Consider the following 22967-nt stretch of genomic DNA (forward strand, 5'->3'; position numbering starts at 1 on the left):
TTCTATTAAGTTAAACATAATCCTATCTCCTTTCTCTAATTTTTAAACTACAGTTTATATTCTACACTTCTAAAAATTACCTTGTCAAGTTTTTTTTGTAATTTAAATTTTTATAATAAAAGCGTATCTTAAATAAAGTTTAAGATACGCCCTCTAATGGTTTATACAGCAACAATTTCATAACTATAAAATTTAGTTTAATATTAAATAATAAGGTACATGGGAGATACAATTAAATACTAAGTGTATTTAGAATAACATTAAACTAGTTTTTCTCGTAATTCTTATAAATGGGTTTTAAGAAAGAGTAATTCATTAAATATTCTAAAATAGTTACTTTTAGTGCCATAATAAATCATTCTATTATAATTATATCATAGAAAAAATTGTTTTACAGAAAATAAAGATTTTTTGTATAGTTTTACAATTTTTTCTTTGCCAAATGTGACTATATACAACAATATAATAGTATTTTTTTATATGTATATTGATAAAATAAAGTTTTATTAAAAATTTTTTTGTTTTTAGATTGTATGTATATCAAATTTTGTTTTTTTATAATATTCATAGAAATATATCTGAAATTAAAGTTATTTATTAAACATCGATAATTAGGTTAGGTACATAATTATGGAATACGGGGGAGATATTATGGAAAGTTACAATTTACTAGAAAAGAACAACAGAAAGATAGATGAACAACTTTATAAAGTTTCTATTATTTCATCAATAATGCTATTTATTGATTTTGTTTTTGTTTTGTCAAATAAAGGACTGAAAATAATAAATTATAGAGACATGACTTTTTTTGTGGCAAGTTTAATACTTATATATCCTATACTATATTATAAGCTTTCAAATAATAAAGAAAACTTCAAAAAAGTTGTTATATATACCTTTAATGGAGCTTGTATAATTGGATATTTAACTATGTGGGTGTTAATGCCTTATATACTAATAGGACCTCTTTTAATTGCTGGATTATATTATGATAGCAAGCTTGCTAAAAATATACTTGTGTTTGATATTATATTAATGATCTTATGTAATGCATTGCAACCAGTTTTTTTTGGACAATATTCATTACATAGAACATATATTGAAACAACACATATTTCTGTGTATTTTACTATTCAACTAATTGTTGTAGGTGCTTTAGTAATTTATAATGCTGAAAATTCTAAAGAACTTCTAATAAACAGTCTAGAATCAAATAAAAATCTTGAATCTATGATTAGAAATACAAATGAATTAGTTAATACTCTTAACAACTCTTTATGTTCACTTAGTTCTAGTGTTTCTGATTCTCAATGCTCAATGGAATATATACGTGATACTATACAAGATATATCCTCTAATTCTGGTGATATACTTGATTCGGTTATTTTAACTGATGATTCATTAAACGATATAATATCAGATATTGATACTACCTTAAGTAAAAATGAAGAAATCCATTACTATAATTTTAAGATAACTAATATATCAAATAAGATAAAAGGTAAATTCGATAATATATTACCTTATTTTAATAATATAAAGGTATCAATACAGAATTCAAAAGATAAAGTAGATTCTCTACAAGATAAAGCGGTATTAGCTCTTGAAGCAATAAAATTAGATTCTTTAGAATCTAATAATGCTATAGAATACGGGACAGGATTTATGGAAATAGCAGAAGAGATTAAGGTGACACTTACTAAAATCACCAAAGAATTCTTTGCTGTTATAAATGAAGTAGAAAATTCTACCGCTAGTTTTGATAAAGTTTTTTCCGTGCAATATGAAATTATTAATCATTTATATACTATACATGGAATAATGAATAACTTGCATTCAAAAGGATTTATGATAAAAGATAACATGAATAATTTAAAAGAAATGAATGAAAATATAAATGAAGCATTAATAAAAATTACTAAGAATATAGAATCTTTAAATTCTAATTTTATTGATATATCTAATCAAGTAAACCATATTAATGACAATGCTAGAAAAATAGGTAACTATAAATTTATGAAATTAGTAAACTGAACACGTTTTTTTGATTCATAAACGTGTTCAGTTTATGGATTATATTATATTAAATTTAATAAACGAAGTATATGCACTGCTATGTTTCTTTCTTTTCCCTTATATGGATAGCTATGAATATGAATAGCTGGATTAAAGTTTAATTCTATTATTGAATAATTTGAATTTTCATCATTATAATCCTCTATAATCATGTCAACTCCGCATATCTTCGCATCTACAGCTTTAGCAGCTCTTATTGCAATATCCTTAAATTTTTTATTTATTTTTTCAGTATAATCTATACTATCTCCACCTGTACTTATATTAGAATTCTCTCTAAGATAGACTACTTCTTTATCTCTAGGTATATAATCAAAATTCTTATTTTGTTGAGCTAAAAATAATTTGACATTATCATCTAATACTATTTTTTCTAATGGGGTTCTATATTTAGTTCCTCTAAGAGAATCTTTATTTTTTTCATCGACTAACTCTTTTATAGAATGTTTACCATCACCAGTAACATTAGCTGGAACTCTATGCAATATAGCAACTACTTCATCACCTATTACTAAAAACCTATATTCTTTTCCTTTAATAAATTCTTCTACAAGCACTGTATTATCATAATTAAAAGCAATGTTTAAAGCAATAGCTAAATTTTTACTATCTGTTCCTTCATTAAAAATACTTATTCCAGATCCGAAATTAGTAGATTTTGGCTTTATAACTACTGGTTTATTTTGAAATTTCTTAATAACATCATTTATTTCTGAAGTAGAAAAAATTTCAACGCCGTTAGGTACATTAACATTATTATCATATAGCAACTTTTTTGTTACTACTTTGTTTTCCATCATAAGAATTGTAATATAATTATCTACTGATGTTTTTGTTGCTTGTTTAACATACTGTTTTATTCCCTTATTTTCAAGTAATATAAAATTATCATTACGGTCAATAACTTCTACTATTATTCCTCTTTTAATTGCTTCTTTCATAAGTATTTGTGTTGAAAGTTCTAAATCTTCATATCCACAAAGACTAAACCTATTTTTGTATGCCATATTTTTATATTTTATAGATAAGTCTAAATTAGCATTAACATATCCTTTACTTTGAACTTTTCTTCCCATTTTGTATGCATATGTTAATGTATTATCTTTAATCTTTTCTATTACACCTTCAATAATATTTTCTTTTCCTAAACATAATTCATTATTTATTTTTTTTATTTTATCTAAAATATCTATTGCCCATTGCTCTTTAGATATATCCTTACCATTGTTTTTTAAGACTACATTATTTTGACCTTTTTTAGCAATAATATTTTGATTTTCTAGAGCTTCTTTTTGCCATCCATCCCAATAATTATCATCATATAATAATGCAAATAAATTAAATACTTGTAAAAAATATAAATCATTTAATGATATTCCGCCTTTTTCTAAAGGATTTATATCAATGCTTCTATATTCAATATAATTAATTCCATCATTAATAAGAGATTCAAAGAGATTGGTATTATCCTTTGCTTTTAATCTTACTGGACTATATAACTCTTTATGTGTATCAATTATTTTATCATCTATAAAAGACTTTATACTTCCTATGTAATCGTCAACTGTATCATAACTAGGAAATAAATCTATTTTATTCTTATAACCACATTCACCATTTCTATAAGATAATGCACCATCATTAGAAAAACTATCTTTTGATAACTGTTTTAAATTCTTAAAACAGTCACAAACATAACTTTTATGAACAGCAGCAGTACCTCCTAATATATAAATTAAAAGCCAGTTATATTTAATATAACTTCTTGAAACTTTAAGATAAACACTATTCTTAAATTCTTTATAGCTAATATCAACATTACTAATGTTGTATATTTTACGTAGAAAATCTTCTGTAAATGAAAAATTGAAATGAATTCCTGATATAAGTTGCTTTTTTCCACCATACTTCTCTAAAAGTTTTTCTCTATAGATAGTAGCATCTTTATCTTCAGTTCCAAAGTCTGCAATTGGAATTTTTTTATTTTTAGATATAGCACAAGGCATAGATTGGGGCCATAAATATTCATCACCTATTTCTGTAGCTACAATGTCATAAAGTGCATTTGTAAATTGATATAATTCCTTAACATCTTTAAATGTAGGAGTTATAAGTTCAATTTGACTTTCTGAAAAATCTGTTGTTATATATGGATTTTTATTTTTATCTCCAAAAATCCTCGGATGAGGATTAGAAGATAAATTTCCATCTTTATCTATTCTAAGCATCTCGCGCTCAATGCCATAGTTTCCTGACAACAATTCTTTATTAGTAAATAATACTTTGAATTTTTCTAACATCTACTTTCACCTTTTTCTAATAAATACATTCAAACGAGCATTAATTTTTTATTAAAGTTATTTTATAATTAGTATTTTAAAGGAATAACTTATAAACACATTCCTTAATATAGATACTTATCTATATATTATAAATGAAACGCGGCTGTTACACAATAAATTAAATCAACGTTGTTCACTATCATTTATTAATAATAATTTACTACGTACTATTATGCGTTTTAGTATAAAAAGTAAATTTTTGTATATTATCTATATACTAAAATTATTTTTAAAGTAAAAACTATAGAATAATTGATATCCTATAGCTTTTATTTACATATTATTTATTAGAAAATTATCTACTTCTTGTATAGCTTGTTTAATCATGTCTATACTCATGAAAACATTGGAGCATTCTAAGCTATGATTTCCTCTTTCAATTGTAACTAGCCTTATATTTTTATCTTCCATCATTTTATCAATATAAATCTTATTAATCATTGGATCCTCAGTCCCTGTAATAACTAAAGTTTTATATTTTACTTTATTTATATATGTAGCATCAACAGGAGTTAACAAAATATGTATTTGATCGAATTCATTAAATTTATCACTTATTTTTGTTGCTATTACTGTACCAATACTTTTTCCAATAAAAATAATCTTTTTATATGTTTTCTTTAATACACATTGGATAGACTCTATAGTTTCTTTTAGTAAATAGCTAACTTCATCATTGTTATTAATATTGAGAGATTTATTTACTACTTGGAAACCATATTCAATAAAAAATACGTCATATCCCCTAGTTATACTTAACTTAGATGCAAAGTTTAATAAAGGTTTATCCTTTGTATAGCCCATACCAGGTAATATAATAGTTAAAATATCACTATTTTGACTTATTAATAAATTTTCTAATTCTTCCCCCCAAAAAGAAGATACTTTTATGATTTCTTTATTCATATAAAACAACTCCTTATTTTACAAAGGCTTATTCAGTCAACTGAAATAAGCCTTTTAACCATTATGCCATCAAATTAATTAAAATTAATAAGCGGCTAAAGTATTTTCCTTATATAAAAACCATCATTATAAATATCTTTATCATATTTAATCTCTATATTATCAATTATATCTCGATCTTCTTTACTGAAAACAAAATTTATTTCATTAATCTTTTCCTCATCATCTTTTTTCCCTTTAAAGCTTATAGATATTTGATATGCTGGTTTACCACATCCTCTAAAAGGCTTAATTCTTATATAATCAGCACTTGTATCTTTTAATAATTCCAATAATGCTTTTTTTACTTTCTCATCAAATACTATATTCATTGTTATCCCCCTATAATAATTAAATAGTAAATAAGCTATACTATATATTACATAATAGTATAGCAATTCATAGTATGTTAATTTTCTAATATATTATTTATTATTCTTATCTTTTCTTTCAACTTCTCTTAGGTCTTCTAAAAGTTTACTATCGCCATTATATTTATCAATTGAATATTCATTATATAATTGATCTTCATTTGAAAAATCATCGTTAATTTTAAGATGATTTAAATCTCTAGAGATATTTAATGCTGATGGTTCACTATCTCCCATACGAGATATGTTTCTTTTATGATTTTCAAGAATTTCTAATGTTTTATGTTCTTCTTTCATTTTGTTATCACCTCTTATGAGGTTATTTTATGTAATAGATTTATTTTTATTTATATTTAATATCTATCTTTTTATACTATATCACTTTTAATATTAAATTATTACTACTTAATAAACTTTTAACAAAATTAGTCTATTAATGTGATTAAGTTAATATAATATATATATAGTATATTATAGAGGTGCATTATATTGACTAGCAAAAATAATAAAGGTAATAAACCAAAAAAAGTAACTGTTATAACTTATGAGAAAAGAATTAAACCTAAAAAGGAAAATATACTTTTAGAGATAAAAAAAGATGCTATTATAGAAGGGTTTTATAAAGGCTTTGAAGTCATAAAACCTGTTAAACATTATGGAAAATACTATGTCTTAGTGAAAAATAAATAAAAAAAGAAAATGTAGCATTAACTACATTTTCTTTTCTATGCTACAGAATTTTCTAAGGCTATATTGACTTCCATAAGCATATTTTCTATTCCCATTTTTAACGATAAAACTTTATCAACATTTGTACTTACTGTAACATTTCCATGCATAAGCATTGGAGGTGAAATGTCAATTCCTATTCCGTTATTAGCAAAATTAGTGGCAGCATTAGCTGTTAACATATTAATAAGTTCTGACACTGCACTTTTAGACATTTCATCTAGTACCTCAACTGGCATCCCCATCATCATGATAGAAGCAATATTTTTAGCATCTTCTTCAGATAGTAAGTAAATTATATTTCCTTTTACATCGCCTATTATGCTAATTACTATACCAATACCCTCACTTTTAATTATCTTATCTCTTAAAGATATGCCTTTTTTTTCAATATTATTTAATCCTAATTGCGGCATTACATTAGTAAAAGCATCTAATATTAAATTTATATGATTTGCATCCACCATTAATCCCCCTTATTATATAAAATTATATAATAATATTATCGTATAATTTTAAAATTAACTTAATATTAAATAATATTTACTATTTTTTACTCTGAAAACTATTACACAAAGTTTCGCTATAAATTTCTGCTCTAGATCCACTAACTTCTATTGAATGTAAATTACAAATTTTATTTTCATTATACGCACAGGTATCAACTTTACAAATAAGTGCATCACAAGGTCCACCATCATTTGTGTTATTAGTTAAATCACTATATAAAGCTTTATTTAAAAATGAACCACAGCAAGTTCCATTCTCTGTATCAGCAGCCACTCCTCCTATATCAACTCTATTTGAATAACAAATATACTCTTTATTATGTGAACAATTTAATACGTCGCAATTAATTCTTGTCATAAAACTCTCTCCTTTGTATATAAAATCATTATTTATCAAAATATCTATCTAGTAAACCTTTAAATGCTCTTCCATGTCTAGCTTCATCTTTACACATTTCATGAACAGTATCATGAATTGCATCTAAATTATTTTGCTTAGCTATAGTGGCCAATTTCTTCTTTCCTTCACAAGCACCATATTCTGCTTCTACCCTTGCACTAAGATTTGATTTTGTGCATGGAACAACAACTTCTCCTAATATTTCAGCAAATTTTGCTGCATGTTCTGCTTCTTCCCATGCTATTCTTTTATATGCTTCTGCCACTTCTGGATATCCTTCTCTATCTGCTTGTCGTGACATTGCAAGATACATACCTACTTCTGTACATTCACCAATAAAATTTGCTCTTAATGATTCTAAAATTTCATCATCCAATCCTTCTGAGATTCCTACTCTGTGTTCATCAGCAAAATTTAATTCGTTATTTAATTCTTTAAATTTGCTACTATCAGCTTTGCAAATAGGACATATTTCTGGTGGAGTATCCCCCTCGTGAATATATCCGCATATTGTACAAATAAATTTTTTCATTGTATCTCCTCCATTAATAATAATACTTATATTATTGCTAATTAACTTTATAATTATTATTGAAATATAAGTTTTTTAACAAATAAGGCTGTTGTGCTAATAGTAGCACAACAGCCTATATATTAATTAATATTATTAAAACAATCATTAACATATGTTGAAATACTTAATTTATAAATTTTATTTTAATTATAGAGACGCTATTTCATCCACCTAGTTTCCTTCTCCATCGTTTTTATTCCCATTAAAATATGCATCCATAACAGCATAGTTAATTGATCCATTTTCTTTACCAAAGTGACCATTAAATACAACAGATACTACAACTATTTCAGGATCATCTGCAGGTGCAAAAGTTGCTAACCATCCATATGCTTCTCTATCATAACTTGCTTGATCATTGTCAAAAGTAGCTGTACCTGTTTTACCAGCAACAGTTACTCCTAAGTTACTGAATATTGAATTTAATTCAGCATTTCCACTAATAACCTGTTTAAGTCCTTCATTTATTGTTTTCATAATCGATTTATCAAGATCAACTTCATCCAAAATTTCTGGTTGTTGTTCAAATACCACATTTCCATCAGCATCTGTTATCTTATCAAGTAAATGAACTTTATATCTTGTTCCGCCATTGGCATAAGTAGCATAAGCTGATGCTAATTCCAAAGGTGTTACATTTGTAAGACCTTGTCCAATCGCAGCGTTATATGAGTTAAATTTTGCTGTTATTTGGGTATATCCATTTGAAATAATTTGTCCCTTCATAAAATCCATCAAAGATGTATACTCAGAGTTAGATATAGTTCTTCCTTTATATAGAGGATCATTAGCATTTATCTTTTTAAATAGTTTAATTAAAACATCTTCATCAAAGTTTCCGGTTTTAATTTGTCCAAGTATAACATCCCTAGCCTCTTGTCTTAATTTTTTAACTTCTTCACTTAAATCATCTGATTGAAGCGATAAATTAAAATATGGATATGTATAGCTATATTTTCCTTCAGTATATTTTCCTTCTTTTAGCCTATTTACTATGTTGATATAAATAAGCGGTGCTTGACTTTCTGCAGCAGAATAATGGTTATATACTTGGCCAAAGTTTTCACTTATCTCAATACCAGTTGAAGTAATAGCATTATCATCTTCAGGATCTGCTCCAATTCCAAATCTCCATGCATAAGCAGCGATACCATTTTCGGTATAATTAATCTTAAATTCATCGCTACTTTTAGTTTTTTCTACATCCTTATATTTTGTATAAAGACGTTTTGAAGTTTCCATAAAATAAGCATTAGAAGATTTAGCTAAAGCACTGGTAATATTCATATTCCCTAGATATCCATCTTCAGGGAATGGCCTATTAAATCCATCTCCATCATCATAAAAACCTGCATCTTTTATAGTATTAGTTTCATTAATTACTCCTTCATTCAAACCAGCATAAGCAGTAAAAGTCTTAAAAGTTGACCCAGGAGGTATTAAAGATTGTGTTGCATAATTAACCATTGGTTTTGCAATCATGTCTTTTAAATCTTCTCTTTGTCCATTTTCATTCATAGGAAAAAGTCCATCAAGATATGTCTTACCATTCAAGCTGTTACTAGGGTCACTAGTAACTATAGTTTTTCCTGACCATCCTTTTTCCTTTACAAAATTTTCATAGAATTCATTAGTAAAGCCATAATACTCATTATATTTCTCCGTACTTAATCCATTTACTTCAGCAAAATCATTAGGATCAAAAGTTGGCTGAGATACCATGGCAATAACTTCTCCAGTCTTTGCATTAAGTGCTACTACAGCACCTCTATCCGGTTGAGTACTCTTATGAGTAGTTGTATTGTATCTTGGCTTTTTCATATTCTCTTCTAAAGCCTTTTCAGCTGCTTGTTGAACTTTCCAGTCCACTGTTAAATGAACATTTTGACCTTGATAGGATTCTCTTTTAGCTAACTCCGATATAGGTCTACCAAACCTATTTACTTCTACAATCGTTGCACCTTTAGAACCTCTAAGTCTATCTTCAAAAGCTTCTTCTATACCAGATGAACCTTTTATGTCAGTACTTGCATCATATCCTTTTTCTTCATTTTTTTCGTCATCATTTACTTTTGAAACATAACCAATAAATGCTGCTCCTATTTTATTAAATGGATAACATCTTTGGGGTTTTGTTTCAATATTTATACCAGGCATAGATTCTAATTGCTGTTCAAATACAAATGCAACATCCCTATCTAAACTTGATGCAATTGTAACTGGCTTATATCCTGAATAACTTTGCAACTTTATTGCATACTTTACTACGACCATTCTTCTTTCATCTTCTTTTGAATATACCCCTGTCGGTACATCATACATATCTTTTGACGTTAAAAAATCATATGTATCTTTTGCTGTATATTTTTCAGCTTCTTTTATAATCTTTTTTGTTTCTTTATCATTCAATTTTGAATAATCTTTTTGATACTTTTTTTGTGATAAGGAATCCATCAAACTTATATCAATTTTGAATTGTCTTTCTTGAAGTTTACGTCCTTCTTCATCAACAGCATTAAATTGAAATTCATAATTGTCTCCATTAAGTTTTATAGGAAAATCGTCATCTATGTCTAAATTGTTTTCTTTTAATATCTTTATAACCTTTTCCATAGTCTCATAGAATTTATCTGTACTTTCTTCTGCTTCTGTAAAAGTGAGAGCGAACATTTGCTTGTCATAAGCTAATATTTCACCATCTTTTGAAATAATATTGCCTCTTGGGGCTTGTTCCTCTACTAATCTATGAGAACCACTTTTAGCACTTTCGCTATAATATGTGTGATTTCTAACTTGTAGATTTATAAGTCCAAATCCTATATATCCACATATTATTATTACAGAAATTTTTAATGCTCCATATCGTGTTATAGATTTTCTGAATTTGTGTCCATAATTATCATTTCTTATTCTATAACTATTTTTCACTTTAACTTCTCCTTATAGTAGTTTTTCTTACAACAATATTATTATAACAATAATATGTAATTAATAGAATATAATTCTTTATCATTTTTTGTAAACAAAAAAAGAATGTATAATTATACATTCTTTTTATAATGACAATATTAAAATCCAATGAAATCCAATATATTAGAAAATATTAAAATACCAAACAATATAATTCCAAGATTTCGTTCCCATTTAATATTATGTTTACTACCATCTATAATTAATAATATATCAATAATTAATGTAAATAATGCTAAGAAAATCATCATAAGGATCACCCCTATAAAAATTATATAATCTTATATAAATAATATCATATTTTTCATATATTACATAATCTTCTTTAGAGATTGTATAATATATGAATTATATTTAAAGTTTAAAAAACTTGTTTTAATTTACTATATATATTCATTTAAAATTTAACTTTAGGGAATAATCATTTACTTTATACAGAAGATATAATAAAAGTAACTTTTTAGAGGAGGAATAATAATGAATATTGGTGTTATCGGTGCTGGAAATATAGGAACTTATTTGGCTACATATATATCGCGTAAAGAAAATTGTAAAGTATGGTTACATACTTCAAAAGTTGATGCATTTAAAGAAGAAATTATCTTAATTGAAGAAGAAAAATGTATTGAACATGCTGTTAAAATTCATTGCATTTCAGAAAGTATGAAAGAAGTAGTAGAAGATGCAGATTTAGTTTTAATCACACATCCTTCTTTTATGATGGAAAAGACTTTAAAAGAAGTAAGTAAAAATGTAAAGAAAGGTGCTATAGTTGGATCTATTCCTGGATTTGGCGGGAAAGAGTACTATATTGATGAATTAATAGAAAAAGAATGTACATTCTTTGGATCACAAAGAGTACCTTCAATTACAAGACTAGAAATATACGGAGAAGTTGTTTCCCTAAAACAAAAAAATGAATTTATGAAGATTAGTTCAATACCACACGATAAATGTGACTCTATATGTAACTTACTGACTGGATTAATAGATATACCTTGTATACCTATAGAAAGCTATTTAGCAATAACACTATCTCCTTCAAATCCAACTATGCATCCTTCGAGATTATATGAACTTTTTGAAGATCATAAAGAAGGAAAAATATATGAAAATCACTCTTTGTTTTATGAAGAATGGAATGATTTAGCATCCTCAACTTTGTTACAATTAGATGAAGAACTTAAAGAAATATTTAAATCACTGAATGAATTTAATGATTTTAATGCAAAAGATTTTGAAAGAATAAAATCTAGGTACAACATAGAAACACCTTCAGAATTGACTAATAAAATAAGGACGGCACCTGGATTTCAAGGTATAAGAACTCCAATGGTAGAATCACAAAACGGATTTATACCAGATTTAAATTCTAGATACTTTATAGAAGATATAGAATTTGGATTATGTATAATAAAGGCATTTGCAGAGCTTTGTAGAGTTAAAACACCTACAGTTGATAAGTTGATTTTATGGGCACAAGAACTTCTAGGAAAAGAATATTTATTAGATGGTAAATTAATAGGAAAAGATGCAAAACATTTAATAATACCTCAAAGCAAAGGAATAAATACTAAACAGGATTTAATTAATTACTATAAAACTATATAGAAGAAGATGGTGCTGTGGCATTGAATTATATAAATTTATATTTATATAATTCACAATTCACAAAGCGCAATTCATAATTAATGTTAATTTTCCCCTGTAGGAAAATATTGTAGTCATGTAGACAGCAGAAATAGTTTAAGATAAAAAAATGAAATTTGATATTTTCATATAACAACTATGCGGTGTTATATTAAATATGATAATGAAAGTTTAACTTTCATTATCTCTTGGATATACTATTTAACAAAGCTAATTAATTTTATAAAGATAGTCTTAATAATATACAATATTACTATACTTTAAAATAAATCTCTTACTTTATTAGCAATACGCTCACCAAAAATTTCAAACATTTCTTTACTATCTTCATAATTTTCTTTAGTGGCTACTGGTCCTAAATGCATAAAAGGTTGTCCAAGAGCTGATCCACCAGAATAGACAAGCATTCCTTTCACCATTAAATGATTAATAATTGTTAACATTGCTGTGGCAGCGCCACCTTGAATATAGTCAGCAGTAGCAAAGACTACGCCTATTTTTCCTTCTAAATTATAGTCTCTTGATTCATCAAACCATTTTTTCATTTGCCAACATGTATTAGCATAGTATGTTGGTGTTCCAAAAACTACAGCTTTACTTTCTTTTAGAAAATTATCATCGATATTATTTATATCAAAAACTCCTACCTCTATATCTTTTATTTTTTTCATACCTAATGCTACTATTTCTGCCATCTCTTTAGTTTTTCCATACTTGGTAAAATACAATATAGATATTTTCATATCTTCACCTCCCCAATTTTATTTTTATAGAAATAATTATATCATTGATTAATAATATTTTTTCTTTTATCTTAATATTTTGTAAATATTATATTATAATGGGAAATAGTTATTGTTACTGTAGGAGGATTTTTATGAAAAACAAAAGATTTTATGGAAACTTAATGCTTATTTTAACTGCATTAATATGGGGTAGTTCCTTTGTAGCTCAAAGTGTAGGTATGGATTATATTGGTCCGTTTACCTTCAATGCTATTAGATGCATTATAGGTGGTATTGTGCTTATTCCTATAATTCTCGTTATGGACAAAGTTAAAAAAGAATCTAAAACAAAAAACAACAATAAACAATTAATTCTAGGCGGTATTTTATGTGGTATTGCTTTATTTATAGGTAGCACTTTTCAACAATTTGGTATCTCTTTTACTTCTGTAGGCAAAGCTGGTTTTATTACTGCTCTTTATATAGTGCTAGTTCCGCTTCTTGGAATTCTTTTTAAGAAAAAAGTATCTTTAAAAATTTGGTTAAGTGTATTTATCTCATTGATTGGACTATATCTTTTGTGTATAACAGAAAATTTCTCAATAGGAAAAGGTGATCTTTTAGTACTTTTTTGTGCTTTCTTCTTTGCTATACATATTTTACTTATAGATTATTTTTCACCAAAAGTAAATGGTGTTAAGATGTCTTGTATACAGTTTTTTGTAGCTGGAATTATTTCTGTATTCCCAATGGCTATCTTTGAAAGTCCTACACTAGCTTCAATATTATTAGCATGGGCACCAATTTTATATGCTGGAGTACTTTCCTGTGGTGTAGCCTATACTCTTCAAGTTGTTGCTCAAAAAAATACTGATCCAACTGTAGCCTCTTTATTACTTAGTCTAGAATCAGTTTTTGCCGTAATATCAGGATGGTTTATACTTGGCGAATCTTTATCTTTAAAAGAACTTATAGGATGTATTTTAGTGTTTATTGCTATAATCTTAGCACAACTTCCCAATAAAAATAAAATATTATAAAAAGATATAAATTTTATGTAATGAGTAACTAAAAGCTTTTAGTTACTCATTATCTTATAGCTTTGACATAGTTTTTATGTTTTTACTATTTATTTAGTGTATTATAATAAATATAGTTAATTATCCTTTCTATTTATTACAAACGGCGGTGATTTAATGAATAAAAAAAATAATAATAAAGTCAAAAAATTTAAAAGAGTTTTTAAAAGAGTTTTTCTTTTATTATTGATATTAATTTTAATTGGTTGTATTTGGATTTATATCACATTATCATCTTTAAATAACGGTAACGAAACAACTGCTACAGATAATGTAGCATTAAGAGATCCAGTAAATATTCTACTTTATGGAATGGATAATGTACCAGGTTCTCCTGCTAGTAGAACTGATACAATTATGATAATGCATTATGATCCAGAAACAAAGGATACAACTTTAGTTTCTTTACCAAGAGATACGATGATTAGCCAAGATACTTACGAACCAAAAGTAATTGGAAGAACAGCGAAATTGACAGAAGTACATTATGATTCTCAGCTTGCTTATGATATTGATACTGCTCGTGATAATTTAATTAATGCGGTAAAGAATTTTTTTGGAATTAATAGTATTAATTATTATGTATCCATTGATTACAATGGATTCTCTGAAATAATTGATGCAATAGGTGGAGTAGATATTGTTCCTATTTATAATATGAAGTATCATGACCCTGTGGATAACTTAGAAATAGATTTTGAAAAAGGTAAAGAATATCATTTAAATGGTGAAGATGCATTAAAATTTGTTCGTTGGAGAAAGAATGATGATGGTGTAGAAAGTGAAACTGATGGAAGTGATTTGGGACGTATCGAAAATCAACGTTATTTTATTAGTGCTCTTATAAATGAATTATCATCTCCATTAGGGATAATTAAAACACCGTCACTTATTAGTAAGGGATGCCGTTATATAAAAACTGATCTACCTGCTAATAAAATTCTTGCTTATACTCTATCTATATTAAAATCAGGTAATGATAATTTGACTTCGGAAACATTAAAGGGATCAACAAAAAATGTTAATGGAACTGATTATTTTGTATATAATGCCAGTGAAAATAGAGATATTATTAATATGCTAAATAGTGGAAATAACGAAGATATAGAAGATAGAAGTGATCTATATGTAACAATTAGAAATTCAAGTGGTAAAGATGGATTAGCAGGTAAATTAAGAGAAAAACTAGTAAATCAATATGGATATACTTATGATAATATCACTACAGAAACAGGAGCATCATTAGTTAATAAAAGTTCTATTATTGTAAGTAGCAATAGTTCAATATCTAATCTAGATTCCCTATGTGATGAAATTGATATAGATAATATATATACAGAGGACAATTACAATAACGATATTACTATAATTATTGGTAGAGATTTCAGTGATTAATAGAGGTATAAACATTTATACCTCTATTAAATAACCTCTATCTTCTTTTAAAGCTGATAAAATAAATAAGGAATATGGAACTTCTTCTCCATCTATATTTTTTCTTCCATTGTAAAATGTACGTGATTTAACACTTTTAAAACCTACTTCTTCAACAACTTCTTTAAGCCATTGCTGATTAAATCCATTATGACCATTAAAATCTTCTTCATTTTTATGAAATCTTCCATTTTCTTCATTTAAATCTACAATACAAAGTACTCCATCACTATTTAAAGAATAATATAGCTTATTTAATACTTTTTTAACATTAACTATATGATGTAACGACATTGAACTATAAATAACATCATATGTATCATTGATTTTCATATCAGTGATATTATCACATATTGATTTTATATTTTGAAAATCACATTCACTAATTTTCTTATTAACTATTTGAATCATTTCTTCTGAATTATCTATAAGTGTGATATTTTTAAACTTATTTACTAAATTTAATGATATAAGTCCTGTTCCGCATCCAAACTCCATTGCAGATTTTATTTCAATATTGTCTATACTTCGTGATATCTCTTTTGAAATTATCTTTGCTCTCTCAATTCTTCTAGGGGTGTCCCATTCCTTTGCAACATAATCAAAATACATTACTTTACCTCCCTCTCAATAGCTTTCTTTACTCTTTTAATAATTTTTTCTTTAATATTAGTTGGTTCTAATACTGTAATATAAGATCCTAAACTTAGTATTTTCCGTATAATTTCTTCTTCTTGAAATGTATAGTAATATAACGTAATTTCATATACATTATCTTTGATTATCTTGCTAGTTCTTTCAAAGGATGAAAACGTCATAAAACATCTCTCCATTGCTTGTCTCTTATCTTTAACTTGAAAAACAATTGGTTCTTTGCAACGTTTATTTTCTCTTAATTGTTTGTATATTTCATCTTTTTCTAATTTGCATTTTTTATCATTTGTTACTTTAATATTAGACATTGAAGAAAGATTAACAAGAACTAATCTTTCTTCGTCAATATAATACATTGACGTTCTTAACACATCACTTCTTATATCATATTCTATTTTAAGAGGCACAGCCCTTTCATTTTTATAGTCTTTATTATCATATATTATTTCTTTGTCGTCTCTTATAGCTTCTAGTAATATATTAAAATTCTCAATAGGAAATTTGCTTTCATATTTATCTTCTAAGTTAGTTCTTTCAATAATAGACGAGATATCAATTTCTTCATTGATGTTCAACTCTTTGTCTAGTTTTATTGCTAACTCTTCTCCTAACAATTCTCTACAATTACTATCCTTTAACATCTCTCTTATCCATATTTTTTCAACTTTTGTAAACCGTATCGGAACTTTTCCTCCTACTGAATAATATTTATCTTCTTTCTTTTCTAATAAATTAAAATTATCAGTATTATCATATTGATTCAGTATTAATCCTTCGAATGACTGTTGATTTTTACCTATAACCTTCTCTTCATATTCCCCATCATTAATAATCTGAATTATTTTATTTTCTTCTAATCCTGAGACTGATAAATTTAATATTTCAGTTATTAAGGAAAAATATCTATTTTTACTTTCTTCAAATAACTCCATAATTTTTTAATACCTCTACCCAATCGAATTCAATCTTTTTTTTAAGCCACTTAGGTTCTAATATAGTAATATATCCACAATATTCTCGAAACCAAGGTATCATCTCCCATGAATCATTAACTTCTAAATTAAAATAATACTTTCCTTCAATAACTTCCATTTTATAATTTTTAAGTTCACTTTTTATCTTTCTTAATATATATTTTTCTTCATTTTCTACGTTTACCACAAATCGTAGTTTTTCATAATATCCATCTCTATTATTTGGAACTGCAGACCAACTTTTATCCATAGTTTTTTTGTATAACTCTTCCTTATTAATTATATTATATTCTCCTTTAACTACCTTTAGGTCCTTTATTCTATCCATTCTAGTATTTATACATCTTTTTTTACTATTAAAAGATATTACATACAAGCGTCCTTGTTTTGTATCATATCGTATTTTATAGGGGTACAATATTTCTTCCTTATCAGTATTTCTTCTTCTTATTGTAGACTTGTACTTTATTCCGAAACCTTCATTTATAGCTTTAATGATAATCCATAATATTTCTTCTTCTATGATAGGATGAAAATGAAGGTTTTTATATTGAAACACTTCTTTAAAATCCAAATCAAGTTTTCTTTCCTGAACTATATATCTTTTTAAGGTGTCCTCTACGTAATATCCAGCTACAATAGGCATTTTTACATTTTTATATAAACTTATAGTATAATACAATTTTTCTAACTCATCATTCGAAAAATCTTTTAATATATCATCTTTAATGGAATAAAAATATGTTCTTCCTACCTTTTCCATCTTGATAATATCCAATTCATTTGACATCTCTTTTAATTTTCTTTCTATAGTTTTACTTGAGATATCATCAATACTCCAATATGAACTTAGGTTATTTTCTATATCATTTAAGGATTTTTTATTTTCATCAACAACTAATAATATGTAAAAATATAGTAGCAGAGATGTTTTAGTAAAGCTTTTATTATAATATGTACTTACCAAAAAATTTTTATTATTAGTTATAGGATCATAGCTCAAATTTAAAAGCTTATTTCTTCCATCCATATCTGTTTTTATAAAATCTTTTTCTATATATTGTCTTATTCTTCTTAATTCATAACTTATCTTCCTAGTGCTTAAAGTCGTCTTTTCTTCAAGTCTCTCTAAAGAAAAGCATCCATATAAAAAAATACTTCTAAGAATAACTCTTATATTATCATAATGTTTTATAAAATCGCTAAACATATAATTCTCCTCTTTTTCTTCTATGAAATACATATTAACCCATTAGAATAATTATACAATAATTGCGATATTTTATAGAATTTCTTGTTAAACAACACATATAAACTATTTACTTGCTTTAAAATTATAAACAGGCTTTATTATTTCAATTTCTTTAACGGTTTCTTCAAGATATTTCAAAATTTCTTTTATAGACTTATAAGCCATAGGTGCTTCATCAAGAGTATATTCGCTTATAGATGTAGTATATATACCTTCCATTGACTTTTTAAACTCTTCTAGTGATAATACTTCTTTAGCCTTTTTCCTACTAAAGACCCTTCCAGCTCCATGAGGTGCAGAATAATTCCACTGTTCATTTCCTTTTCCTTTGCAAAGTATACTTCCATCACGCATATTAATTGGAATTAATAACTTCTCATTATCATATGCTGATATACTGCCTTTTCTTATAATATTATCTTTAAAATTAATATAGTTATGAACTGTATGAAAGAACTCAAAATCATTTAATTTCATATTAAAAAGTTTATCTAAGATTATATTCGCCATTGTCTCTCTGTTTAGCGTTGCATATTCTTGACAAATTTCCATGTCGTGAAGATAATCTTCGCGATATTTTCCTGTTAAAAAACATAAATCTTTTGGATATTTAGGAATCAACTCTTCATATTCTTTTTGTAGTTCTTTTAGTGCTTCTTGTATTTCATTTCTTCTTCCTTCTGCTTTATAGTTTAATATTAACTGATCTCTTTCTTTAAAATATTTTTCTTTACCACTGCATAAATCTATAGCTAATGATTGATAATACTCTGCCACTTGCTTACCAAGATTTCTACTTCCAGAATGTATTACTAAGAAATAGTCTCCTTTATCATTTTTATTTACTTCTATAAAATGGTTCCCTCCGCCTAAAGAACCTATAGCTCTTTCAATACGACGAGTTTTATTAATTTCTCTAATACATTTAAGCGATAGTAGTTTAGGAAATTTAGCGATTTTCCCTTGATGTACTTCAATACCGCATGGAATATATTTTCTTATTATTTTATCTAATTGTTGAAAATTAATATTAACTTTACCTAATTCAACAGTTAACATACCACAACCAATATCCACACCAACTATATTCGGAATAACTTTATCTCCTAAGTTCGCAGTAAAACCAATGACACATCCTGCGCCAGCATGAGTATCTGGCATTATTCTTATTTTACTTCCATAAGCAAAACTTTGATCACATAATGTTTTTATTTGATTTTTTGCTTCTTCTTCTATAACATCTGTAAAAACTAATGCATTACTATAGTGTCCTTTTATCTCTAACATTTTTTATTCTCCTTTATAAAATAGTATTGATTTCAGTTATATTGTATTAGAACCAGTATAAATTTTACAGACAAAAACTTTGCAATATCTAAAAATTAGTTTTATTAGCTATATAACAAATTAGAACATTCGTTTGCTTTATAGTCAAATTAATGGTAGAATTTGTATATGACTAATAATATTATTAATAGAAGAAAGGGAATTTCTATGATTATTAAAATGTTAAAAGAAGAAGCACTAAAACATAACGACAAAATTGAAATTGTATCAATAGAAAGATTAAAAGATCTTAAAACGGAAATAGAAGAATTTAAATCTCACAATGAATTAAATGGATTTCAAAACTGGATAGTAAATGATCTTTACGATTTTGATTTACCATCATTAGATTTTATAGCAAAATCTATAATAATTGTTGCACTACATCATCCTTTTTATGCTGATGTAAAACTAAATTATCAGAATAAAGTATATAATACAAAATGCTTAGTTCGTTCCGATTTTCATGGCTCAAAAAGATATATAAAAGACTTTGTTAATTTACAGGGATATAATCTAAAAGAAACTAAATCTATTCCATTAAAAAGACTCGCTGTGCAAAGTGGACTTGCGGTCTATGGCAAAAATAATATTACATATATTGATGGTATGGGAAGTAATCTGTCATATATAGCCTTCTACACAGATATCCCTTGCTTCGAAGATCACTGGAGACCTGTTTGTCATTTCGAATTTTGTGATAAGTGTGGAAACTGTGTTAAACACTGTCCAACGGGAGCAATCAAAAAAGATTCTTTCTTGATTGATAATGAAAAGTGTCTTTCTTGTATTAATGAAAGTGCTGGTGATTTTCCTCATTGGATTCCTAAAAATATTCATCACACTTTATATGATTGCCTTAGATGTCAAGAACATTGCCCTATGAATAAATCTATTATAAATGATAAAATTGGTCCTATAACTTTTACCGAAGAAGAAACTTCCATGCTTCTTGACGGTAAAGGCCCAGATGATTTTCCAGAAGAGTTTCTAGCTAAAATAAGTAACTTAGGTCTTTTTGACTGGCGTGATGCCTTACCTAGAAATATTAATGCCATTATTCAAGCTAATAGTAATTAGTAAAAGAATTTATAGAAGAAGCATAAAAGGTGAATTTATATAATTCACCTTTTATAACATATCTATATTTCAGTATTTTTTGAAGGATTAGAAAGATAAATAGTTTGACTTGGAAAGGCTATTTCTACCCCTTCTTTTTCCAATATTCTCATGATAGCAATATTTATCTTTTCTTTCTCAGCTAAATACTCAACCCACTCACTTTTATTTATATAAAAATTTAAAAATATATTTAAACTACTATCTCCAAAACTATCAAAGTGGCATATTATAGTATCATCATCAACCTCTTGATTTTCATATAACATATCTCTTATTTTATCAACTACAACCTTAATCTTATCAATTTTAGTTTCATAAGATATTCCGACAGTAAATGAGGCTCTTCTTGAATCACGTCTTGAATAATTAGTAATAGAATTACTAGATAGCTTTGAATTTGGTACTGTAATTATAGCTTTATCAAAGCTTCGTATCTTCGTAGTTCTAAAAGATATATCTTCCACAATGCCAACACCAAATTCTGTTTCTACATAATCTCCAATGGAAAAAGGCCTATCAGTTATCATAATCAATCCGCTAAATACATTAGTAAGGTAATCTTTTGCAGCTAATGCTATTACTGCTGAAAAAACACCAAAACTTGCTACTACTACACTTATATCATAATTCCAAGTTTGTAGTATTAAAGTAGCTCCAATTATCACAACTATAAGTTTCAGTAGTCTAGACATTAAGACACTAACACCTTTATCTAGATTGAAATTAAATATTCCTTCTGCCTTCTCTAAAATGATGGAATTAATATCACAAAGATTATAAGATGCCCATATTACTAAACATATATTTATAGTAATGTATATTTTATTAAATATACCTTGCTTTATGTAGTTAAATGTATAAGGAAAAATATATAAAGCAATAAAAACACCAAGAACTAAAACGAAAAATATTGCCGGCTTTTCTATTGATGCTACTATCTTTGTCTTTATTCCTGACCTAGATCTCCTTGGAAATTTTAATATTATTTTCAAAACTAATTTCACTAAAAACCTACTTAATACTAAAGACATTATTAATACTACAAGAGAAATTGCAATATTTATATTTGTCTTGGATATTAAAAAATCAATAATATCTTTCATAAAAATTTTTATCCTCCTTAGAAATCTTAATGATTTCACAATTCAACTTTTCTTAAGTATTTATTTTGAACTATTCACCAATAAATTAGCGGGATTTCTTGTCTGTAACCAAATATCTCCAGGCCCTTGAAACTTACATACCAATCCTTCACCACCAACTATTGACCCAAAGAAACCTGAAGCTAGTTCAGTAGTATATCTTAAGTTACTATCCCATAACACTAAATGATTTGAATCTACGATATATGATTCACCAGCACAAAGGGATTTTTTATGTATAGCTCCATAAGCACTAATAAATAATGTTCCTGTCCCCATAACTTCCATTTGGATTAATCCTTCACCAGATAACATTCCATTAAGTCCCCCAGACTTTGTTTTTACATCTATTCCTGATGTTGAAGCAAGAAAGCTAGATTTACCTAATCTATAATTTTTACTTCCATCCATTTCAATAATTTCAATATCGCCAAGAAATTGAGGTGCTAATAATAGTTCTCCATCTTCCCTAGCAGTAAAATGCTGTATAAACATTGATTTACCTGAAAACATTCTACCTAGAGTTTTACCTAATCCGCCTGTCTTAGCTTTAATTTCAAATACATCGCTCATAGACACCATAGCTCCAGCTTCTACTGTATACTTATCACCCATTTTTGCATTAATCTTTAATACTTTATTTGTATTTCCATACATCAATTGAAATCTTTCTTCCATAATACCGCCCCCCTT

The 22967-nt window shown here is 26.6% G+C and carries 22 protein-coding genes; 6 read left to right on the plus strand and 16 right to left on the minus strand.

Going from position 1 to position 22967, the window contains the following annotated elements:
* Positions 1–651: 651 nt before the first annotated feature.
* Positions 652–2034: a methyl-accepting chemotaxis protein gene (locus tag CM240_RS15070; protein ID WP_044040317.1), complete on the plus strand. Its 1383-nt coding sequence runs from the start codon at positions 652–654 to the stop codon at positions 2032–2034.
* Positions 2035–2078: 44 nt separating this feature from the next.
* Here CM240_RS15070 and gshAB read toward each other — a convergent pair whose 3' ends face one another.
* From gshAB to CM240_RS15090, 4 genes are all read right to left on the minus strand, one after another.
* Positions 2079–4376: a bifunctional glutamate--cysteine ligase GshA/glutathione synthetase GshB gene (gshAB, locus tag CM240_RS15075; RefSeq protein WP_044040318.1), complete on the minus strand. Its 2298-nt coding sequence runs from the start codon at positions 4374–4376 to the stop codon at positions 2079–2081.
* Positions 4377–4691: 315 nt separating this feature from the next.
* Positions 4692–5324 (minus strand): alpha/beta family hydrolase, encoded by a 633-nt coding sequence (locus tag CM240_RS15080; RefSeq protein WP_044040319.1) that lies wholly within the window; start codon positions 5322–5324, stop codon positions 4692–4694.
* A 95-nt stretch (positions 5325–5419) separates the two neighbouring features.
* Positions 5420–5695, minus strand: coding sequence for a hypothetical protein (locus tag CM240_RS15085; RefSeq protein WP_044040320.1), 276 nt, complete (start codon positions 5693–5695; stop codon positions 5420–5422).
* A gap of 93 nt (positions 5696–5788) precedes the next feature.
* A complete protein-coding gene (locus CM240_RS15090; protein ID WP_044040321.1) occupies positions 5789–6031 on the minus strand; it encodes a hypothetical protein in 243 nt (80 codons plus the stop codon).
* Between the two features lie 192 nt (positions 6032–6223).
* Here CM240_RS15090 and CM240_RS15095 point away from each other — a divergent pair, with 192 nt between their 5' ends.
* On the plus strand, positions 6224–6424 hold the full coding sequence (locus CM240_RS15095; protein WP_044040322.1) for a hypothetical protein: 201 nt from the start codon (positions 6224–6226) through the stop codon (positions 6422–6424).
* A gap of 35 nt (positions 6425–6459) precedes the next feature.
* Here the strand turns inward: CM240_RS15095 and CM240_RS15100 are convergent, their stop codons facing one another.
* From CM240_RS15100 to CM240_RS17650, 5 genes are all read right to left on the minus strand, one after another.
* A complete protein-coding gene (locus CM240_RS15100) occupies positions 6460–6927 on the minus strand; it encodes a chemotaxis protein CheX (RefSeq protein WP_044040323.1) in 468 nt (155 codons plus the stop codon).
* A gap of 82 nt (positions 6928–7009) precedes the next feature.
* Entirely contained in the window at positions 7010–7330 is a 321-nt protein-coding gene (locus CM240_RS15105; protein ID WP_044040324.1) for a DUF1540 domain-containing protein, read from the minus strand.
* A gap of 28 nt (positions 7331–7358) precedes the next feature.
* A complete protein-coding gene (locus CM240_RS15110; RefSeq protein WP_044040325.1) occupies positions 7359–7904 on the minus strand; it encodes an NADH peroxidase in 546 nt (181 codons plus the stop codon).
* 213 nt (positions 7905–8117) lie between these two features.
* A complete protein-coding gene (locus tag CM240_RS15115) occupies positions 8118–10874 on the minus strand; it encodes a penicillin-binding transpeptidase domain-containing protein (RefSeq protein ID WP_044040326.1) in 2757 nt (918 codons plus the stop codon).
* A 140-nt stretch (positions 10875–11014) separates the two neighbouring features.
* A complete protein-coding gene (locus CM240_RS17650) occupies positions 11015–11167 on the minus strand; it encodes a hypothetical protein (RefSeq protein ID WP_156930620.1) in 153 nt (50 codons plus the stop codon).
* A gap of 226 nt (positions 11168–11393) precedes the next feature.
* Here CM240_RS17650 and CM240_RS17020 point away from each other — a divergent pair, with 226 nt between their 5' ends.
* On the plus strand, positions 11394–12527 hold the full coding sequence (locus CM240_RS17020; RefSeq protein ID WP_051483893.1) for an NAD/NADP octopine/nopaline dehydrogenase family protein: 1134 nt from the start codon (positions 11394–11396) through the stop codon (positions 12525–12527).
* A 299-nt stretch (positions 12528–12826) separates the two neighbouring features.
* Here the strand turns inward: CM240_RS17020 and CM240_RS15125 are convergent, their stop codons facing one another.
* Positions 12827–13309, minus strand: coding sequence for a flavodoxin family protein (locus CM240_RS15125; RefSeq protein ID WP_044040327.1), 483 nt, complete (start codon positions 13307–13309; stop codon positions 12827–12829).
* A 134-nt stretch (positions 13310–13443) separates the two neighbouring features.
* Here CM240_RS15125 and CM240_RS15130 point away from each other — a divergent pair, with 134 nt between their 5' ends.
* Positions 13444–14331 carry a DMT family transporter gene (locus CM240_RS15130; protein WP_044040328.1) on the plus strand — a complete coding sequence of 296 codons (888 nt, stop codon included), beginning with the start codon at positions 13444–13446 and terminating at the stop codon, positions 14329–14331.
* 156 nt (positions 14332–14487) lie between these two features.
* Positions 14488–15765, plus strand: coding sequence for an LCP family protein (locus tag CM240_RS15135; protein ID WP_044040329.1), 1278 nt, complete (start codon positions 14488–14490; stop codon positions 15763–15765).
* Positions 15766–15780: 15 nt separating this feature from the next.
* Here CM240_RS15135 and CM240_RS15140 read toward each other — a convergent pair whose 3' ends face one another.
* From CM240_RS15140 to CM240_RS15155, 4 genes are all read right to left on the minus strand, one after another.
* Complete coding sequence (locus tag CM240_RS15140; RefSeq protein ID WP_044040330.1) at positions 15781–16416, minus strand: class I SAM-dependent DNA methyltransferase; 636 nt, start codon at positions 16414–16416, stop codon at positions 15781–15783.
* Complete coding sequence (locus CM240_RS15145; protein WP_044040331.1) at positions 16416–17390, minus strand: WYL domain-containing protein; 975 nt, start codon at positions 17388–17390, stop codon at positions 16416–16418. Before CM240_RS15145 ends, CM240_RS15140 begins: the two co-directional genes overlap by 1 nt.
* The gene (locus CM240_RS15150) at positions 17377–18642 is read right to left on the minus strand and encodes a WYL domain-containing protein (protein WP_044040332.1); all 1266 of its coding nucleotides are present in this window, start codon (positions 18640–18642) and stop codon (positions 17377–17379) included. Before CM240_RS15150 ends, CM240_RS15145 begins: the two co-directional genes overlap by 14 nt.
* 105 nt (positions 18643–18747) lie before the next feature.
* On the minus strand, positions 18748–19971 hold the full coding sequence (locus CM240_RS15155) for an RtcB family protein (protein ID WP_044040333.1): 1224 nt from the start codon (positions 19969–19971) through the stop codon (positions 18748–18750).
* A 207-nt stretch (positions 19972–20178) separates the two neighbouring features.
* Between CM240_RS15155 and CM240_RS17025 the strand changes: the two genes are divergently transcribed.
* Entirely contained in the window at positions 20179–21090 is a 912-nt protein-coding gene (locus CM240_RS17025; protein ID WP_051483894.1) for a 4Fe-4S double cluster binding domain-containing protein, read from the plus strand.
* A gap of 62 nt (positions 21091–21152) precedes the next feature.
* On the opposite strand, the gene CM240_RS15165 is transcribed toward CM240_RS17025, so the two are convergent.
* Positions 21153–22235 carry a mechanosensitive ion channel family protein gene (locus CM240_RS15165; RefSeq protein WP_051483895.1) on the minus strand — a complete coding sequence of 361 codons (1083 nt, stop codon included), beginning with the start codon at positions 22233–22235 and terminating at the stop codon, positions 21153–21155.
* 60 nt (positions 22236–22295) lie between these two features.
* Entirely contained in the window at positions 22296–22952 is a 657-nt protein-coding gene (locus CM240_RS15170; RefSeq protein WP_044040334.1) for a TIGR00266 family protein, read from the minus strand.
* Between the last annotated feature and the right edge of the window lie 15 nt (positions 22953–22967).

The organism is Clostridium bornimense, assembly GCF_000577895.1.
GTDB lineage: Bacteria > Bacillota > Clostridia > Clostridiales > Clostridiaceae > Clostridium_AN > Clostridium_AN bornimense.

What these genes read in the sequence shown, in the direction of transcription:
- CM240_RS15125 (WP_044040327.1), bottom strand. Translation starts at nt 13,309, where the DNA reads ATGAAAATATCTATATTGTATTTTACCAAGTATGGAAAAACTAAAGAG.
- CM240_RS15155 (WP_044040333.1), bottom strand. Translation starts at nt 19,971, where the DNA reads ATGTTAGAGATAAAAGGACACTATAGTAATGCATTAGTTTTTACAGAT.
- CM240_RS15135 (WP_044040329.1), top strand. Translation starts at nt 14,488, where the DNA reads ATGAATAAAAAAAATAATAATAAAGTCAAAAAATTTAAAAGAGTTTTT.
- CM240_RS15080 (WP_044040319.1), bottom strand. Translation starts at nt 5,324, where the DNA reads ATGAATAAAGAAATCATAAAAGTATCTTCTTTTTGGGGGGAAGAATTA.
- CM240_RS15170 (WP_044040334.1), bottom strand. Translation starts at nt 22,952, where the DNA reads ATGGAAGAAAGATTTCAATTGATGTATGGAAATACAAATAAAGTATTA.
- CM240_RS15110 (WP_044040325.1), bottom strand. Translation starts at nt 7,904, where the DNA reads ATGAAAAAATTTATTTGTACAATATGCGGATATATTCACGAGGGGGAT.
- CM240_RS15090 (WP_044040321.1), bottom strand. Translation starts at nt 6,031, where the DNA reads ATGAAAGAAGAACATAAAACATTAGAAATTCTTGAAAATCATAAAAGA.
- CM240_RS15140 (WP_044040330.1), bottom strand. Translation starts at nt 16,416, where the DNA reads ATGTATTTTGATTATGTTGCAAAGGAATGGGACACCCCTAGAAGAATT.
- CM240_RS15145 (WP_044040331.1), bottom strand. Translation starts at nt 17,390, where the DNA reads ATGGAGTTATTTGAAGAAAGTAAAAATAGATATTTTTCCTTAATAACT.
- CM240_RS15105 (WP_044040324.1), bottom strand. Translation starts at nt 7,330, where the DNA reads ATGACAAGAATTAATTGCGACGTATTAAATTGTTCACATAATAAAGAG.
- CM240_RS15070 (WP_044040317.1), top strand. Translation starts at nt 652, where the DNA reads ATGGAAAGTTACAATTTACTAGAAAAGAACAACAGAAAGATAGATGAA.
- CM240_RS17650 (WP_156930620.1), bottom strand. Translation starts at nt 11,167, where the DNA reads ATGATGATTTTCTTAGCATTATTTACATTAATTATTGATATATTATTA.
- CM240_RS15085 (WP_044040320.1), bottom strand. Translation starts at nt 5,695, where the DNA reads ATGAATATAGTATTTGATGAGAAAGTAAAAAAAGCATTATTGGAATTA.
- CM240_RS17020 (WP_051483893.1), top strand. Translation starts at nt 11,394, where the DNA reads ATGAATATTGGTGTTATCGGTGCTGGAAATATAGGAACTTATTTGGCT.
- CM240_RS15130 (WP_044040328.1), top strand. Translation starts at nt 13,444, where the DNA reads ATGAAAAACAAAAGATTTTATGGAAACTTAATGCTTATTTTAACTGCA.
- CM240_RS15150 (WP_044040332.1), bottom strand. Translation starts at nt 18,642, where the DNA reads ATGTTTAGCGATTTTATAAAACATTATGATAATATAAGAGTTATTCTT.
- CM240_RS15165 (WP_051483895.1), bottom strand. Translation starts at nt 22,235, where the DNA reads ATGAAAGATATTATTGATTTTTTAATATCCAAGACAAATATAAATATT.
- gshAB (WP_044040318.1), bottom strand. Translation starts at nt 4,376, where the DNA reads ATGTTAGAAAAATTCAAAGTATTATTTACTAATAAAGAATTGTTGTCA.
- CM240_RS17025 (WP_051483894.1), top strand. Translation starts at nt 20,179, where the DNA reads ATGATTATTAAAATGTTAAAAGAAGAAGCACTAAAACATAACGACAAA.